We start from the raw sequence: 17,137 nt of genomic DNA, 5'->3' as shown, positions 1-17,137 counted from the left end.
CATGAGCGCGAAGCTTATTTCCACGTGTGAAGACGAACATGTCGCGGTACGGCTCGTCCAACCACGAACTCTCGGTATCGGCGCGCCGAAGGAGCTTGGCCAAGACGCGTGGGCATCCCTCGGGGACCACTTGCAGCCGATCGCCCGCCGCCTGGTCGCCCTCGCGCGAGACAAGATCGCGACGTGGGATGGAAATAGGCTTCTGATTCCCAACGAAACGGCTGCCGAATTCACCTCCTCCTTTGGCGGCGCGATCGGACTACCCGGTCCTGCGCCGGTCATGGTGGACGTCTCGTTCACGGGCACCCTCAGCAGCAATCCCTCCGTCCGCCTCGTCTGGAAAGACACAAGCTATTTAATCATCGACCCGCAGCGGACAGGCATCCTGTTGCAATGGGGCGGAAGGTCGGGCGTTCTTCAAGGAGCGCTCCTCCAGCTCGTCGTCGCAGCCGAGGCCTTCAACGCCGTTGCGCAGAGGCCAATCGAGCAAAGGGTGGAGAAGTGGGCGGCCGTCACAGCGGCGCTCGCTCGCGTCGACCCGGCCACCGTGGAAGCCGATGAATTCACGAAGAGCTTCACTGTCTTTCAGGCCGGCTCATTCTCGCTCGATGTTCGGGACGCGCCGGGCTCGCTAGACTTTGTTCCGGTGCTCATGAGCCGAAGCAAGGCTAGATCCCTGGACGACAACGCTCCGGCCCTCGATACAGACGGAGAAGCAGACCAGAACCCGTTCGACGAACTGGTCGACGAGGAGGCCAATCGACTTCTAGCTGCCACCGACCAGTCTGCGTTTCAGCGCGCCTTCGAGGGCGAGCACGAAGTCAGCCGCGCCTATCGGGTACGCCGCACCACATACGTGCTGATCGATCCGGATCTGAGGAGCGCGTTGAAGGTCGTCAAGAGTGCTCGCGCCGCGCCGGATGCGGAGAAGCGAGAGTTCGTCAGGAACCCGCGCGCCGCCATCGCGAAAGGGCTCGGGCTCGGAGCATCCGACGGCCTCACCAGCGCGCTGTTCGTGGAGACGCGCCAGTATTCTGATAGGGTGACCGGGCTCGGGCTTTGGGAGCGGCCGGAGCTTTCCTGGCTGTCGAATTCCTCCACACAATGGCTGCCCGAACGTTTTCCGGTTCGCCTGGGCGACTCCGATATCGAGATCACGCGGAAAGAGGTCGAGGAGCTGCATGAAGAGTGCCGTCGGGCCGACGAGGAGAAGCGGGACAAGGTCGCCTTCAAGGGGACCGAGATCCGCGTGGAGCAGGCCCGTGAGATACTTGGGCAGGTGGTCGGAAGCGCCGTTGTTGAGCCCGCTCTGGCGACCTCGCCCGACGCGGAAAATCGATACGGCGTGGACGAATCGGAGCGGCTGGCTCCCAAGGGCCCGTTCGTCGTCCAAATCAAGACCAACTTCAAGGACGTCAGCTACGAAGCCACGCTGGTCCCGCGGCGCGCCGGCGTCGCAACGACCCCGCCCGCCGAACGCCTAGGCAGAAATGCATTCAAGCCGCACCAGTCGGAAGGCTTCGAATGGCTGATCCGGTCATGGCTTGCCGGCTGGCGAGGTGTCCTTCTCGCCGACGACATGGGGCTTGGAAAGAGCTTCCAGTCGCTGGCCTTCCTCGCGTGGATACGCAAGAACTCCGAAGCCTTAGCGCGCAAAAAGGGCAGCCGGTCCCTTCCAATTCTCGTAGTCGCTCCCACTGCACTGCTCCAGAACTGGATCAAGGAGGCGCGCCTGCATCTTGCCCCGGACGCCCTCGGGCCTAACCGGGCAGACGTCTTCGGATCAGGTATCCGTAAGTTCATGAATACAGAGCCGGCCACTGCAGACATCGAGCCGTTGGACTGGCGGAAGATCGCTGACCATGACTGGGTGCTAACGACGTACGAGACGCTCGCGGACAACCACGTGGCGTTCGGGAAGATCAGGTTCTCCGTCGCGGTCTTCGACGAGATTCAGAAGATCAAAGAGCCGGGCACACTGAACACATGGGCGTCGAAAGCCATGGACGCGGACTTTGTCCTCGGATTGAGCGGCACTCCGATCGAGAACCGAATCGAGGACTTGTGGTCCATTATGGACCGAGTGTCGCCGGGCCTTCTTGGAGACTTGCAGAGGTTTTCTAAAACCTATCGAGACGCTGATATCAACCGCTACCGCACGCTGTCCGACCTGCTCCTGAAGCCGAATGCTAACACGCCGCCAATCATCCTTCGCCGCATGAAGGAGGACGTGAAGGTCTCGCTACCAAGCAAGACAGTTGTCCCATATCCGGTCGAGATGCCTGCGCTGCAAGCGAAGCACTACGACGACGTGATCGAGAAGGCGTTGGCGCCTGGCGAACGCAAGCGAGGCGCCATACTGGAAACTGTCCAGCGGCTGCGAGGAATCAGCCTGTTTCCCGGAGAACCCAGCAAGTTCGACCTGACGAAACGGGTGGAGTGCCTCGCCTGGATAGGCCAGTCCGCAAGGCTCGGGAAGACCTTCGAGATACTTCGCAACGTTCAGCGTCGTGGCGAACGCGCTCTCGTCTTCGTTGAGCATCGCGCGATGCAGAGCATGCTGGCGGAGGCGATCGCCACGGAAATGGGCATTCCGCGCCCGATAATCATCAACGGCGGCACGCCCGGAGCCAAAAGACAGGCCTTCGTCGACGATTTCGAGGAGGGACGAGAGGCGTTCGATGTGATGATCCTCTCGCCGAAGGCTGCCGGCGTCGGCCTGACGATCCTGTCCGCGAACCACGTAGTTCACCTCAGCCGGTGGTGGAACCCGGCCGTCGAAGACCAGTGCAACGATCGCGTCTACCGCATTGGACAGACCAAGCCGGTGAGCATCCACGTGCCGCTGGCGCGCCACCCGAAGTGGGGAGACAAGTCGTTCGACATGTCGTTGGACCGGCTCCTCGCCAAGAAGCGCGAGATGTCCAAGGGCCTGTTGGCTCCGCCGGTCTCCGACGCCGATCTCGATGAGGTCTTCGACGACATCAGGCAGCCTGCCTAGTCATGCATGTCTTCGCAAAGCGGTGCTACGAATTCGACCCCGTCAGGTGTCCCGTAGCCGACTTCGGTATCGATGGTAATCGCGACACGCTTATATCCTCCTGGGGTCCGGGAGACCTCCTGGTCTTCGTGGGCACGCAGGGCGAACCAACGCCGGTCAGAGAGCGGGGGCGACTTCTCGGTGTCGTCGAGTTCGCGCCCATCCCGGTGGCGACCGAGGATTTCGTCGATCGGTCCGCGTTACGTGCCCACGACCTTAATCCTGACGGAACTTTCGCCCGTCCGAAGGCGCTGCCGATCCTTCGCGCGTGGCGCTTCGACGATCCGCGGCTCAAGCTCATCGACGTTTTGAAGGAGCAGCTTACCTACGAGGCAACGGAGCGCGCCGTGCTTCTCGATGCAGACGACGCCGCGACAGCCCTGGCATTGCCAAAAACCGAGATTGTACTACCACACACCGAGGATCGACCGCGTCTCCTAGGTCTCGCCGCCGCGTTTGCGAAGCCGACCACCGGCCCTCGCCCATCCGACTGGTTGGGAGAGATGTCCAGGAGCGCCGCCGAGGCGGCGTACACGTATGCGATGCGCTTCGGCAGCCGCGACCTCTGGAAGATAGGCCACGCGCAGGACCTCGCCGCAAGGCTTCAGGACATCAACAAGCACGTTCCGCACGAGATTCTCGGCGAAAAGTGGAACTTGGTCATGCAGCAGAAATGGCATTCTTCGCTCGGCGCCTACGAGATGGAGCAGCGAGTGCTTGCGGGGCTTCAGACGCACAGGACCGAGGGGGAAAGGGTGCTCTGTCCGGAGATTGTTGTTTGCGCTGCCTGGAAATCCTCACTCGGCGAGGATTGATATTGAAGGGCATAACACCAATGCACTAGAGCTTAGTGCGCTTTCTTGGATTGCCACGCGTTTGCTATAAAGCAAAAACGACGTTGAAGCACCGGCTCCTTGTCAAAAGCGTCGGTCTACCGCCGGCTGCAACCTTTTGGTCTGTCCCTGCGAATCGATATGTGCGGCGCCGCGTCAGCGGAAGCGATGGGCCAATACTGTGACTCCCGCGCAGAGCGAGACTAGTTATTCGATCACCTCGTCGGCGTGAACTGCGTAATCCACGAACCATGAGAAGTATTCTTTCAGGCTGTCGTTGACGAGCCGCTGGCATTCCTTGGCCTCCGACATACGCACAAAGCGTCCGTGCGCCGGCGGATTTCGGTAGCTATTAACTCGGCCGGAGGAAATCGTATCGATCAGTCGTTGGGAATAGAACGCCGCTCGCCCGGCCGGGGTCAACTGGGCGTCGAAAGCCGAGTAAATGAAGGCACGCAGACTCGCATCGATTTGCGGCGGCGGATGGGCGAAGTCGTCACACATTTTTCTGAGGGGACCCAGCATCAGCCGCTCCGAAGGATCGGAAATGACACTTTTCAATGATTTGAGGGCCTCTTTCCACGGCTTCTTTGCCTCGATCGATGCCGCTGCGATCAATGCTTCCAATTGGGGTAAGGCGATGGACTTGGCAACCGGCCGGATAAAACGCTCGTTGAACTCTACTTCAATGATGCGGAAAAAACCCAAAGCGAGCAGTCCGGCATCACGCCATAACATATCCTGCTTGGCAGCAGCATCGATGGCGAGGCATGCGAGGCGATACGCTTCCCGCCCCATAGGCGTCAGGCGCGACGCGACTAAGTGACGGTTCGCGATTTCGTCTGCGTTCGCTTGAACGTCCCTTGCACCCAGATTATCGATTGCCGTTTTGAGTTCGCTTGCAAGAGGATCTTTTTGAATGACTGCGACCTGATACCCGAGTCCGAGAAGGTCGAGCCAACCTTCATCGCGCATACGCTCAGACCAGATCGCCTTGAACTGAGTCATGAATTCATCGTAAGCGCCGAGGCGATAAAGCGATTGGAAGAGTACTTGCAGCGCTTCTCGATCGCCTTCGCTTATCGACGGATAAAGAGATTCCAACACCAGCGCTGGCAGCGAGCGTGCATTTGGCCCAGCAGCGAGGCGCGGCTCCAGAGCGACAGCGATGGCACTGCGTTGTAGGATTGGATCGCTTGACATTATAGCGCCCCAGTCGGCGGGCACTTTTGATACATCGTTCTCGATCGATAGAGATTCTTCAATCTCCGCGCATCGCTCTGCGAAGGCGGTGAGAAGCCTCACGTGGAACTTTTGATATTCACCAAAGCCGGCGTCATCATCCGAAATCGTCAGCTTGTGCCCGAAAACGGGGTGGACGCCGACGGCTACCTCGGCTTCCTGCGGTCTTCCTGAATGATACGCCGTTAACTCGGCCAGAAGCAAAGTTTGGCATGTAGTAATAGCATCCTGTGCAAGAGCACTAATGGCTTCTCTCACGGCAGTGCCTTCGCCGAGATAGGCATGGCTCTTGGCACGAATCTCGACAGCACGCGGTCCGTCCGGTACAGACAAGGGTACACGTCTCGAATATTCGATAGCTTCCTCGAACTGTCCTGAGCGGAAGTGACAGAGAGATCTGAGAAACGCATATTCGAGATCACCTTCTTCGATGCGACCGAGAATTGAAGGCGTCATGGCCGCGATTCCGATCCATCGCGGTAAACAGCCGAATGCGCAGCTGAGCCGGGGATGCCGATGATAAGTTGTTCGTAATCTCGTGGTCTTCGAGGTTATCGGTCGTTAATAGGGAAGTAACAAAGTCTTCTCCCCGCTTGCTTTGCATTGAGAAGGACATGAGCAATTTGAATTTAAGGAAATCCCTGAAATCAGGCGGGGTGTCCGTTTCTTTCGCATGACGCATCATTGCGCTCAGCCGAGCGAACTCAAATGCGATTGAAGCTGCAAAGCTCTGACGCGCACCCAGGGGGTCCGAGGCGGGGACCTTTCCGGATTGTCCTTTGAGTTTCTTGGCGAGCCAAGGACGAAAAGCTGCATATTCGGGGACCGTGCCTGCCGAACAGATATCAAGCGCCCGGGCCAGCTGGTCCGCCGCCGGCAGTTTTCTCGGGATATCTCTCAGACGCTTTGTAACTTTTGACAACTTCGTCGGTCCTCCGGGCGGCTCGTCTGAGCAGGTTGGCTTCGCGAGAAGCGGATGGCAAGGACGAACATCTGTTTCAGCGGATAGCATTCTGTTGAATCCGTCGTCGGCCCATCTACGAAAGCTGGACGCGTCGATGCTCGTAGGAGACCCTTAGATGAGCGTGCTCAAGCGGCTGATCGAGGACCGCGATCTCGGGGATCTTCTCCTTTTCAGAGGTCATCACGGGGGGCGGCCAGGCGTTGTTCGCCCCCGCGAGCAAGCTCAACTACGAGGGCATTGTCCCCAAGCTGACCCGCCACTGAACTTTCATTCAGCGGCAGTTAGAGTCAGGGTTTTGTACGCCGATTGGCGCAGGTGGAGCAATGGGCGATCGGCGGAGCCGGTCGGTTGCGCAGCCGATTGCCCGTTGCGGATTGCCCGGAGCGATGAGGCGCCAGTCGATCCCCGTGTCCTTGCACCAAACCAACATGGCATTGCAGGTGAACTCGGTGCCGTTGTCGAAGACGATCGAGCCCGGCTTGCCGCGCGGCTCGACAATCGCCGTCAGCTCTCGAGCCACCCGCCGTCCGGAGATCGACGGGCCCGGGATCGCGCCCAGGCATTCCTTACCGTCGTCGTCGAAGATGCTGGAGGCGGAAGCGCCGTCGGTTGGCGAACTGGTCGTAGACGAAGTCGAATGACCAGCGTGCGTTCGGCTTCGCCTCAACCGTGGCTCCCGGTGTCTACCGCTTGTCGGCGGCCGACGCTTGCGGACAGTGAGCCGTTCCTCTCGGTAGATCCGATTGATCCCTGAGGGCTCGCCCTGCCGTCGCAGCAAAACGAACAGCCGGCGATAGCCGAACCGGCGGCGTTCGTTGGCCAGTTCGCGTAGCCGGGCGCGAAGCTCGGTGTCTGGCGGCCGGCGAGAGCAGTAGTGGATCATCTTCAGGTCCGCGCCCACGATCGAACAGGCCCGCCGCTCCAACAGGCCCATCCTGTCCTCCAGATGCGCCATCGCAGCGCGTTTGGCGGCGGGCCCGACCATCCTTTGATACAAGCTCGCGTAGCGCAGCCTCATCGAGCATCTGCTCGGCCAAGAGCTTCTTCAGCTTCGCGTTCTCCTCCTCAGCGCCTTCCGCTTCGCCCCGGACACCTCCATGCCGCCGAACTTGGCTTTTGTAAATCGTCGCCTCGGATATGCTTGCGAGCCAGATCGGCTGTCTGCGCAGGCCTCCTGCTCCTTCAACACACCCATAATCTGCGCTTCCGTGAGCCTTGCCACCTTCATCCGTCCGTCCTTCTCTAGGCCGGACTCCAACTCCGTCTGGAGGAAATATTCATTGGTAGGTCAATTGTAGCAAACTCGCAGGCGCGGGTGCTCTCCAGTTGCTTTCCCCGGTGTTCGAAGCCTGTCAGCGCTCATTCCCGAACGGTAAAGCCTCGCATCATAAGGCGATCCCTCAGATCATGTCGCGGAGTTGCTCTATCGGTCACGTAAAAATAAGGCCCGTAACTGTATGATAGTCCATCGAGGTCTGAGTAAATAAATTTTGTCAAATACACCTTTGCAGTGGGCGCCGAGGACGTAAAACGTACCACAACGGGAAGGAAGCCAAATCCATCCTTGTCTGTTATTATATTCACGTTCTCCAAAGAGAATTCGGTCGATAGCCCGATGTCCCGACCGTCAGTCTCCACTAGCGTAGCAGTAAATGTTTTGCCGGATATGCCCTGAGACAGGTGATCAAACTTAACAGCTCTTGTCCAGACGCTGTTTGGCATAGCGCGTTCAGTGATTACTATCTCACGGAAGGACCTCGAAAGGCAGCATTCTCCGTTAGGGCAAGCCGGAGACTGGCCGGTACCCGAAAAGACGAATGCCTCCAACTTATCTGGCACGCGTGTCGCTCCTTCCAGCCGGCATAGTTTGGGCGGTTCGGCTGCGACTGCGAAAAGCGGTTGGGTCGCCCACATCAGTGCAACCCAACTCAATAGGTGGTGGACTTTCATCAGCGCAGCGCAATCGCCCCTAGGGCATCCTTGATGCTTCTACCTCGACTAACTTCCTCCTCCATTTTAGAGAAGAACTCCGGCGACAGGCCGATCGAGACAATGTCCTGGTCTTTCACGAACTTTTGGGTGTCCGCATCGGAAATTGTTTTTGAAGCAACAAGAATGTTTGCGTCGGTCAATGCGATCCGCGAGTAGAATCTAACCAGATCTTTTCGTTGCTGATCTGACAGTCTCGGATTGACCATTATCTCTTCCATTTTTCTCGTTTTCAGCCTCGCTTCGCGGTCCGCCCAATCCTGGAAGAAGCGCGCCTTTGTGGCGGTGATGCACGGCGTCGTAGTGTCCAGTTCTTTGAAATACTGCTCGGTGTTGATGTCGCACTTCACGGCCAGCGTGAGGGAGGTCGGCATCTCTCTCAAAACCGTGGGGTTGAAGGTAAAGGTTTGACGCCATTCTATTTTTTGAGTTAGCGCGGCCGAACTGTAGGCCAAGTTGAGCGAAATAAGCCACGGCCCTTGTCCGCCGCCGCCTGGCGTAGCGGCCTGCGGATTTGGTTGGAAGCGGAAAAATTCATTATCTGGGCTGTTTATAGATGTCAGGGCATCTTTCGCAATTTGGAACAGCTCGTCTCCCTTCTCTTTGGAGTCCAGATCGCCTGCAGAAAAGTCGCAGTTGATCTTCTTGCTCCGAAACAAGTCCTGCTGAATCGACTGGTAGTCGACTGATATTCCGAGCCAGCCATATCCACCCGAGCCGCCGTAGCGCTGGCGAACATCTTTCCAGACTTGAGCGAGGTCGGCAGAACACGTCGTCGTCCACGCCGGACCCCGAAACTGAGATTCCGCAACCAAATTAATGCTGAAGCTCGAATCCGGCGTCACTTCCAACTGATCGGCAATTCGCTGCGCCACATACGATGCAAAGGTATGACTGTCAGGCGAGCCCACTACAAATGAGAACGAGGAGCCAAAGCGGAATGATGTAGGAAAAACCGCATCACCAAGGCCTGCTTGGCCGATCGAAGTGCCAGCAAATACAGGCTGAATGGTCTTGGTCTTGCCATCGAGATTCGCAAGTTTTGCGTTGTCTTGTCCGAAGTCTTTTTTAATGGCTGCGCGTATGGCAGCTTCTTGAGTTGGGACGATTGTTATAGTTGCAAGTCCCGAAATGGTGCCGCCTGTGATTGGCACAAGGATTCCGAACTCCGGATCCTTCTGGCGGAATGTGTGGCCTATCCCCCAATACTTGACGGATGGATTTGAGAGAGTGAGGCCGAGGACCAAGGGGACGACTTCGGGATAGACGTAAAACTGTGTTTTGTCGTTTTCATCCTGGAAAGCGACCACTCCGCTTGCTCGTGTTGAGGCTTCCAATTTTGGGAGTGCAAACGACTCGCTCGAAGAAAGAACAACCGCGGCTAGGAAAACCAAAAAACTGGTGCGCATCATCTCCTCCCTGAAAAATATTCTGCTGAGACCGGCCAAGCCCGTCGGCATCGGCGAAGCCAAAGCCTTCGGCCTAACACGCCGCGCACGGTCGCACGCGAGCCACAATCAAACCTGACTTGCACCGGACGCGCGCTATGCGGGTGGGGCCTCAGCTTCAATAAACCCGGCTTCTATGCGTTCTGCGACTGCCTTGGCCGCGCCTACGGCCGCGAGTACATCTCGCGCAACTCTCAACTCTATTCTAGTGCGATTATTTTGGTCGAGGTCACGAGTACTCGCCGGCAGTGTTGTCGTGACGAACGCTCTCCATTTCGGACTATTCATAATATCGGCCACGCGCTCCGCGTGGCTCTGACCTTGATATCCGCCCACGTCTCGAGAATCATAGCTGTCAACAGGAATAGACCACGGCGGCGTTGCACCATACCAAGCACCAGTTCCCGCAGCTTTGGCATATTGTTCAACGCGAAATGACGCACCTAGCGCCTCGATATCCCAAATCTGCTCCCCACTATCCATCTTTTGAACGGCAGTCGTGACGCCATAGAAGCGAATCCAAGTTTCATTTAAGACTTGTGCGAAGGTCCGACCATCCGGGAATAGCGGATGAGGAAAGTTTCCTATTTGATGCTCCAAGCAGTAAAGTGCTTGAGCGGAGCCGGGGCTTCCCAAGGCGGGGGCAAAGAGCCCCGCGGCAATTGTCGCGTCGCTGGCGGACAGTGCCGCTGCATTCATCGACACGTTCGCGGCAACCGAATTCGGAACGGCCGGATCAAGAAGGAAATTAAACCAGTCGCGATAGGCATCCCGCGTGGCTCTGCTTAGTTCTCGTCCCTCGCGCCCGAGATGATAAAGCAGACTTAACTCCAGCAACTGCGAGATGGGTGAAACCAATGCAGCGAGCGGAGTGAATTTAACGGGGCCAGCAACTGACTTAACCTGCAACTCCGTGCGAGCCGTAACGGTATTGTTATAGATATCTTTGACCTGCTCTCTAAAGAGAGGAGTTGATGGCGTAGTCGCGAGCAATTGCTTCAATCGTAATATCGAAGCCAAAATCGTATCGTTAAGCCGCCTCAGCTCAGCCTCGTAAGATATCTCCCTGAACTCGTCAGGCAGTCTCTCGACGAGACTGGTCAATTGAGCCACTTGCAAAGAGATCTCGTTAAGGCGCTGAAGCGCAAGATTTATGTTCTTTGCAACATCTCTGATCATCTCCCTTACACGGCTGTCGTCGTACCGGCCGTAGTAAGATAGCATGGCGCTGGCAATTGCTCCGACTATCTGAAGCCACACTGGCATGGGCCCCTCCGCAATAAAAATATTACCAATAATTCTGACAACTTTATCGAGTGATTTAAACCCATGGTAGTATAGTTACCCGCGACGAATCAACTCATTCCTAACGTTGCGCTGCATTCGACAGGACGCTTGACCAAACGAACTTCACTTGCGCTACGCCTCTCTAGGTCAGGTAAAGAGTTTCCAGATCTTCCCTGGAGAGCAGGATTGGAGCGATCTCGTCGTCCAGGCGCCTCCGCTCTACATTCAGGAGAAGGTCCACCCCAAGGTGCTGATCGACGAGCTGCTCCGCACCACGAAGGAGCGCGTGCACGAGAGCGGCGAGATCACGCCGGACCTCTTCTCCGATTTTAACGGGATGGCGCGAATGATCCGTACGGCGCGCTGAAAACCACGCTGAAAGCGGAAATCGATCCGGAAGCCTGGGCTACGCTGAACAGCGACACCTCGCGCCCGTTCGAAAAGCCCAAGAGCGGTCGTATCGCTGTGAAGGTGATCAATCACCTGGGCGACGAGGTGATGAAGGTATTTCGAGTATAACGGGGGACGACGTGAAATTTACGCCAACTTCTTTGACGATAAACCAGCTATTCAACTCTGCTAATGAGCAGTACGTAATTCCTACCTACCAACGGCGGTACTCCTGGACTGAGAAGCAAATCTGGGATCTCGTCGAGGACGTTGGTCTTATCGAGCCAGGTGACCAGCATCTGCTTGGCATGTTGGTCTGCCTCGCTGGCCACCATAGGGCCGGGTTAAATCAGCTTGAAGTGGTAGACGGACAGCAGCGGCTCACGACAATCGTGATCCTGCTGGAGTGCATCAAGCAAATTTTTGAGAAAGAAGGGCTAGCTGATGCAGCTCGCGACATTTCCATGCTGCTGCAGGCAGTGCCTCCAAGTGGCAAGGCAGAACAAAAGGTATTGCTAGACTCCATAGATGCTGAAGAGTTCAAGGATCACATCGCGCAAAGGACCGACCGAACCTACATAAATGAGCGTCTGCTGGATGCGTTTCGGGTGGTGCGAGAGGACGCGATAGCCGAGGGAATAAGAGAATCGACGATCAAGGGTATCCAGGACTTCGTCTACAAGCTCAGAAACCAAGCCGTTGTGATCCGCCTGGATGTCAGCGAGGCGAGAGACGCCTTCAAGCTATTCGAGACGATTAACAATCGTGGCTTGCGATTAAGTCCGAGCGATATTGTCAAAAACTTCCTGTTGGGAAATGCCGCTCGATTTGGCGACGCAGCATTGGATCAGGCGCGGAAGAGCTGGGCCGAATTGCTTCATCACCTTGATGGGATAAATTCTGACGCCTTCTTCCGATACTATTTGATGTCCTTGCTTCAAGTGCGCGTGAAGAAGGTTGAGGTCGTATCACGATTCAAGTCTCTCTTCATGACGCAGGTCGCTGAGGCGGCCAAGCTTCCCGATCGCCACAATTACCCCGATATGGACGATTCCGAGGACGAAGATGAGGTTGGCAATGGCGAAGAGGCTTCCAACGGCGAATCTGAGTTTGCGCGTACTGAAGTAGTTACCTTCCGCGATTTCCTGGACCGGTTGGTTCAATCCGCAAAATGTTACGGTGAGATTGAGCTTGGCACGACGGACGATGCTCGCATTAATCGTCACCTTCGCAATCTCCGGATGATTAAGGCCACGCAAACAAGTGGCTTCCTCATGCATCTTCGAGTTGGGGGATGCGACGACAAGCAATTCAGGGAAGTTCTGAAGCTCACTGAGAATTTCGTGTTACGAAGACATGTTTGCCGCGAACGATCCAATGACACCGAGACGCTCTTCGCGCGACTGTGTGGCGTGGATCCCAAGAATCCCTTGGAGGCGACAAAGAAAGCTTATCGGGAACTCTGCCCAACGGACGAGAAGTTCAAGGCGGAGTTCGCAGAAGCAGCCTTTACATCCAATCTTATCGAGCGGGCCAGGTATTGTTTGGAGCGGATCGAAGCCTCCAGACACGGAAAGCATGATGAACTACAAGTTCTTGGCGCCACAGACGTTCACGTCGAGCACATCATGCCGCAAAAGATCAAGACAAAGAAAGTGAAGGAAGAACTTGGCGATTGGGTGACATATCTTGGCAGCAGTGCGGAAAGCCAGCACCCGAAATTTGTTGATCGAATTGGTAATCTCACTTTATTTGCTGGAGCACTGAATATTGGGGCGTCGAACAATCCGTTTGCTCGCAAGAAGAATGCCTACAAGGAATCGTCGATTATGCTCACTAATGAGCTGACAAAGCGATCCAATTTCAAATTTAAAGACATTGAGAAGCGATCCAACGAATTGTCTGAGATCGCTGTCGAGCTATGGCCTCGGCCGTAATTGGCCTACGGAGGAATTGCTGATGCCGTTATCGAGAAGCTATGACGAAGCCTTGGCTTATGTCGCGGATCTCCATCGTGATCAGGTGAGGAAGGGGAGCGGCGTTCCATACATCGCTCATCTGCTCAGTGTTTCCAGCCGTATCCTTTCTGCTGGAGGAAGTGAGATTCAAGCGATTGGCGGGTTGTTGCACGATGCAGCGGAAGACCAAGGCGGTGAGGCGACGCTAAACGTAATCAGAAAACGGTTTGGGCCAGAAGTTGCGCAGATCGTCTCGGACTGCACGGACTCCTGGGTCGAACCGAAGCCAGCGTGGCGGCCGCGGAAAGAAGCATATCTGGCGACACTGCCCAGCAAATCCACGACCTCGCTTTTGGTTTCGCTTGCCGATAAAGTCGACAACGCCGAGGCCATTCTTGGTGACTATCGTCAGATTGGCGAGAACCTTTGGCACCGCTTCACCGGAGGGCGCCAAGGCACAATCTGGTATTACCGCGAGTTGAGCGCGATCTTTGAGCGAGCCGTTCCGTGCCCGCTTGCCCGCGACCTGTCTCGAGTTGTCTCTCAGTTTCCTGCTCAAAGCGCATGAAGCAGGAAAGGATACAGTGCGTTTTGAGATCCGGGTACCTACGAAGGTGTTTTCCGCTCAGCATGCGGGAGAAACTAGTGGTCAGGTTAATTTGATCGCTGCTTCTAAGATCAACGCGATTTCCGATCGTAATCCCTCGACCGACCAATCATCGCATCCTGGTGGAATCGACCTGTAGAGCGAACGTCATGGATTTTCGGATTGCCGACACTTTCACCGACAGCCTGGCCCGACTAACGGGCGACGAGCAGAAGGCGGTCAAGACGACGGCATTCGACTTGCAGCTCCCGCCAGTCCAGGCATGAGCTTTCACAAGCTTGACAAGGCCAGGGACAAGAACTTCTGGTCCGTTCGGGTGAATAGCGACATCCGGTTGATCGTTCATAGGAGCGACCAAAGTCTCCTGCTCTGCTACGTCGACCACCATGACAAGGCTTACGATTGGGCAGAAAGACGCAAGCTAGAGACCCATCCGAAAACCGGAGCGGCCCAGCTCGTCGAGAGCCGCGAAACGGTTAAGGAGGTGCTTGTTCCGGTCTACGTGCAGACCGAATTGCCGTTGATGCAAGGACCGGCACCGAGAAGCTGCCGCTGTTCACGAATGTCTCTGATGACGAACTACTGGGCTATGGCGTGCCGACCAAATGGCTCGCAGACGTCAAAGAAGGCGACCGAACACCCTTCTGATCGTGGCAAATCACCTGCCGGCCGAGGCAGCAGAGGCCCTGCTTGAACTGGCGACCGGCGGCAAGCCTCGCCCGGCAATTGCCCCCCAGGAGCTGGCCAATCCGTTCGAGCACCCGGACGCGCAGCGCCGCTTCAGAACGATGGGCAACGTCGAGGAGCTGGAGCGTGCGCTCGAATTTCCCTGGGAGAAATGGACCGTCTTTCTGCATCCGGAACAGCGCGACATGGTCGAGCGCGATTATTCCGGGCCGGCCCGCGTCTCTGGGTCGGCTGGCACGGGCAAGACCATCGTCGCCCTTCATCGTGCCGTCCACCTCGCCCGGGCCAATCCGCAGGCCCGTGTGCTTCTGACCACATTTTCCGACACTCTCGCCAATGCGCTCCAGGCGAGGCTGCGCCGGCTCCTTGGAAATGAGCCGCGGCTTGGCGAGCGCATCGACGTGCACTCACTCAGCAGCATCGGACTGCGGCTCTATAAGTCGCACGTCGGGCCGGTCGCGCTGGCCACTGCCGATGTCGTCCGAGATCTAATCAAAAGGGAAACGAGCTCGGAATCCTCGCTTTCACGATAGCCTAGCCACGGTGCGGTTCCTGACAAAGGCCGTGTTTGTCAGATTCGAAACATTCGGCATCAGTTTCGAATTCATGACGCCCTATTCAGCTCGCTAATTTCAACTGACGCGGCTGGCACGGTCGTTGCTACTGATGAGGCAATGGCGGCGCTTGAGTGCAGCCCTTGATGAACGATCACTTTTCCGCCCGCAAGCCGCGGGTCCATTCTGAAAAAGAAGACCTAGAATTTTGCGCATTCGGTTTGATGGAGAGTGATGTGGAGTTTCCCAGAGCTGACGAAATAGATCGCACTGTCAGATATATCGGCACTGTCAACCGACAGATCGTTATCGAGGTTGGCGGGCCTGGTGAACAATCGCGCCGAGTAGCAGTGGGGACGCATGACTAGGATGCGGCTGACGAGTTCAAGCGTCGGCTGCGAAGAACACCGAGGCAACAGGAGCCTCATCGGCGCATCGTGTCGCCAATTCGCAGACGACTTCACCACAAAGCGAATAGCGTGGGTGCAGGCCCAGCACAAAGAGGTCAATAACAGGACCTCCGAAGTCCGGGCAATACGGAACCCTCCACATGTCGCATAGGATCGGCGCTGATAGCGAGTGCACCGTGAATGAAGCGGCGGAGCATTGCTCAGATCCGAAGAACGAGCTTTCATCAGATGGCGAGTTCGTTCGGTACTGGAGCCGAGCTGCCGATAGGCTGCGCGCAGTGGCTGCTGTCGGCAGGCGAACCGAGGAGGCGATCAAAAGGACCGGGATTGGTTTGCAGCTATCCTCCGAGAACTTTAGCGGTCACGACCTCTCAGATTTCCCGATGCGACGCTGTACCCTCAATCGCGCGCAGCTGTACGGAGCAAAGTTGGATCGTGCAGACCTTTCTGAGGCGAACCTTATCTGTCCGGGGCTAGAGCGGGCAAGTTTCCTCGGGGCCAAGCTTGATTTTGCCTATATGCACGCCATGGCAGCGCAGGTCTGCAACTTCGATGACGCCAGTCTGCGCAATTTAATTGATGCAACCGGCAGCCTATTTCATGGTTGCAGTATGAAAAGAACACGCTTTGACAACGCGATGCTCAGCGGGCTCCTCCTTTATCAGTGCGACGCGAGTAGTGCTGTATTCGATGGCGCGGAATTGCAGGGGTCAACTATCAATGAATGCTTCCTTCCTTCCGCTTCCTTCCGCTTTGTTAAGCTGAGCCAAGTCACGATCACGAAGACGCATCTGGCGGATTGCTCGTTCTTCCAGTCAAAGGGAGACTGTTTATCGATCGTGCGTCCCACCTCCATCGATGGTCTTGTCTTGGAAGGTGCTCATCTTCCGTATCTGAGACTCTCAAAGGTGAGCGGGCGGATTCGGGCGAGAGCCCTGAGCGCCCCATTCGCTGATCTTCACCTGTCAAACCTCGCGAGCGCTGAGCTGGAACAGGCAGACCTCACCGAGGCGCGGCTTCTGTCCGTAGGCCTGTCCGACGCGAACCTCGTCGGTGCTGTGCTCAACAGTGCATCTATTCATTCCTGTCAGCTGGACGGAGCGGACCTATCTCAGGCATCAGGTGAGAGCATTTCGATAACAGAGAGCACAATGCGAGCCGCCAAACTCACCGGTTTTCGCGGCCGCTGCGCCTTTGTGCGCGACTGCGATCTCGAACATGCGGACCTATCACAGGCTTACCTTTACAGGTCGATGATCACCGGTGATCCGCCGCAATCAATGGCATTGGGTCACGCAAATCTCGAAGGTTCCAATCTCGTTCAGGCATATCTCGCCGCGGGTATGACCAATAGCAACCTGGAGGCAACGCGGGCCGCATACGTTCGCATGAACCAATCGTCCCTGCGCGATGCGAACCTGAGTGGGATATCGCCATTCCAGGCCAGCTTCGTGAAGGTCGACTTTTCAGGCGCTAAGATAACCAGTTTCGAGCCGCCGTTTTTTGCCGACCGTTGTCGGGGATTGCAGGTCGCTCTGGAGGGGGATCAGCTGAGCGAGCCATCAAACTATCTGGCTGAACTCTCATCGTTGATGCGACGTGGTCGAGAAGGGTCAACCTGACTCCTTTGAACCGCAAGAACAGAGGGAGCTACAGTGCCCATGAGCTTAGATCAGCTTGATGCGGAGGTTCGAGCTGTAAGCGGGCGTTGAAGCTCTTTGAAGCTCG

General features: G+C 56.7%; 11 protein-coding genes and 1 pseudogene. 7 read left to right on the top strand and 5 right to left on the bottom strand.

What is annotated here, in order from left to right:
- Position 1 precedes the first annotated feature (1 nt).
- The gene (locus I6F16_RS12110) at positions 2–3,001 is read left to right on the top strand and encodes a DEAD/DEAH box helicase (protein WP_225173750.1); all 3,000 of its coding nucleotides are present in this window, start codon (positions 2–4) and stop codon (positions 2,999–3,001) included.
- Between the two features lie 128 nt (positions 3,002–3,129).
- Positions 3,130–3,855, top strand: a complete 726-nt coding sequence (locus I6F16_RS12105; protein WP_225173749.1) for a hypothetical protein — start codon at positions 3,130–3,132, stop codon at positions 3,853–3,855.
- A gap of 225 nt (positions 3,856–4,080) precedes the next feature.
- On the opposite strand, the gene I6F16_RS12100 is transcribed toward I6F16_RS12105, so the two are convergent.
- The 5 genes and pseudogenes from I6F16_RS12100 to I6F16_RS12080 all read right to left on the bottom strand — a co-directional run bounded on the left by I6F16_RS12100 (position 4,081) and on the right by I6F16_RS12080 (position 10,782).
- Complete coding sequence (locus I6F16_RS12100) at positions 4,081–5,571, bottom strand: CDC27 family protein (protein ID WP_225173748.1); 1,491 nt, start codon at positions 5,569–5,571, stop codon at positions 4,081–4,083.
- Positions 5,534–6,037 carry a hypothetical protein gene (locus I6F16_RS12095; RefSeq protein ID WP_225173747.1) on the bottom strand — a complete coding sequence of 168 codons (504 nt, stop codon included), beginning with the start codon at positions 6,035–6,037 and terminating at the stop codon, positions 5,534–5,536. The genes I6F16_RS12100 and I6F16_RS12095 overlap by 38 nt, the downstream gene beginning before the upstream one ends.
- A gap of 406 nt (positions 6,038–6,443) precedes the next feature.
- A pseudogene (locus tag I6F16_RS12090) lies at positions 6,444–7,307 on the bottom strand (DDE-type integrase/transposase/recombinase); the annotation flags it as partial.
- Positions 7,308–8,028: 721 nt separating this feature from the next.
- A complete protein-coding gene (locus tag I6F16_RS12085) occupies positions 8,029–9,477 on the bottom strand; it encodes a hypothetical protein (RefSeq protein ID WP_225173746.1) in 1,449 nt (482 codons plus the stop codon).
- A 135-nt stretch (positions 9,478–9,612) separates the two neighbouring features.
- Positions 9,613–10,782 (bottom strand): hypothetical protein, encoded by a 1,170-nt coding sequence (locus I6F16_RS12080; protein WP_225173745.1) that lies wholly within the window; start codon positions 10,780–10,782, stop codon positions 9,613–9,615.
- 148 nt (positions 10,783–10,930) lie between these two features.
- On the opposite strand from I6F16_RS12080, the gene I6F16_RS12075 reads away from it, so the two are divergent.
- The 5 genes from I6F16_RS12075 to I6F16_RS12055 all read left to right on the top strand — a co-directional run bounded on the left by I6F16_RS12075 (position 10,931) and on the right by I6F16_RS12055 (position 17,031).
- A complete protein-coding gene (locus I6F16_RS12075) occupies positions 10,931–11,170 on the top strand; it encodes a hypothetical protein (RefSeq protein WP_225173744.1) in 240 nt (79 codons plus the stop codon).
- A gap of 163 nt (positions 11,171–11,333) precedes the next feature.
- Positions 11,334–13,130, top strand: coding sequence for a DUF262 domain-containing protein (locus tag I6F16_RS12070; RefSeq protein WP_225173743.1), 1,797 nt, complete (start codon positions 11,334–11,336; stop codon positions 13,128–13,130).
- Positions 13,131–13,152: 22 nt separating this feature from the next.
- On the top strand, positions 13,153–13,719 hold the full coding sequence (locus tag I6F16_RS12065; RefSeq protein WP_225173742.1) for an HD domain-containing protein: 567 nt from the start codon (positions 13,153–13,155) through the stop codon (positions 13,717–13,719).
- A gap of 689 nt (positions 13,720–14,408) precedes the next feature.
- Positions 14,409–14,978 (top strand): UvrD-helicase domain-containing protein, encoded by a 570-nt coding sequence (locus I6F16_RS37835; protein ID WP_225173741.1) that lies wholly within the window; start codon positions 14,409–14,411, stop codon positions 14,976–14,978.
- Between the two features lie 607 nt (positions 14,979–15,585).
- Positions 15,586–17,031: a pentapeptide repeat-containing protein gene (locus I6F16_RS12055; RefSeq protein WP_225173740.1), complete on the top strand. Its 1,446-nt coding sequence runs from the start codon at positions 15,586–15,588 to the stop codon at positions 17,029–17,031.
- Positions 17,032–17,137 lie beyond the last annotated feature (106 nt).

This window comes from Bradyrhizobium sp. IC4060 (assembly GCF_020193715.1).
GTDB lineage: Bacteria > Pseudomonadota > Alphaproteobacteria > Rhizobiales > Xanthobacteraceae > Bradyrhizobium > Bradyrhizobium yuanmingense.
The sequence above is the reverse complement of the archived record's forward strand: the minus strand, read 5'-3'. Positions and strand labels throughout refer to the sequence as shown.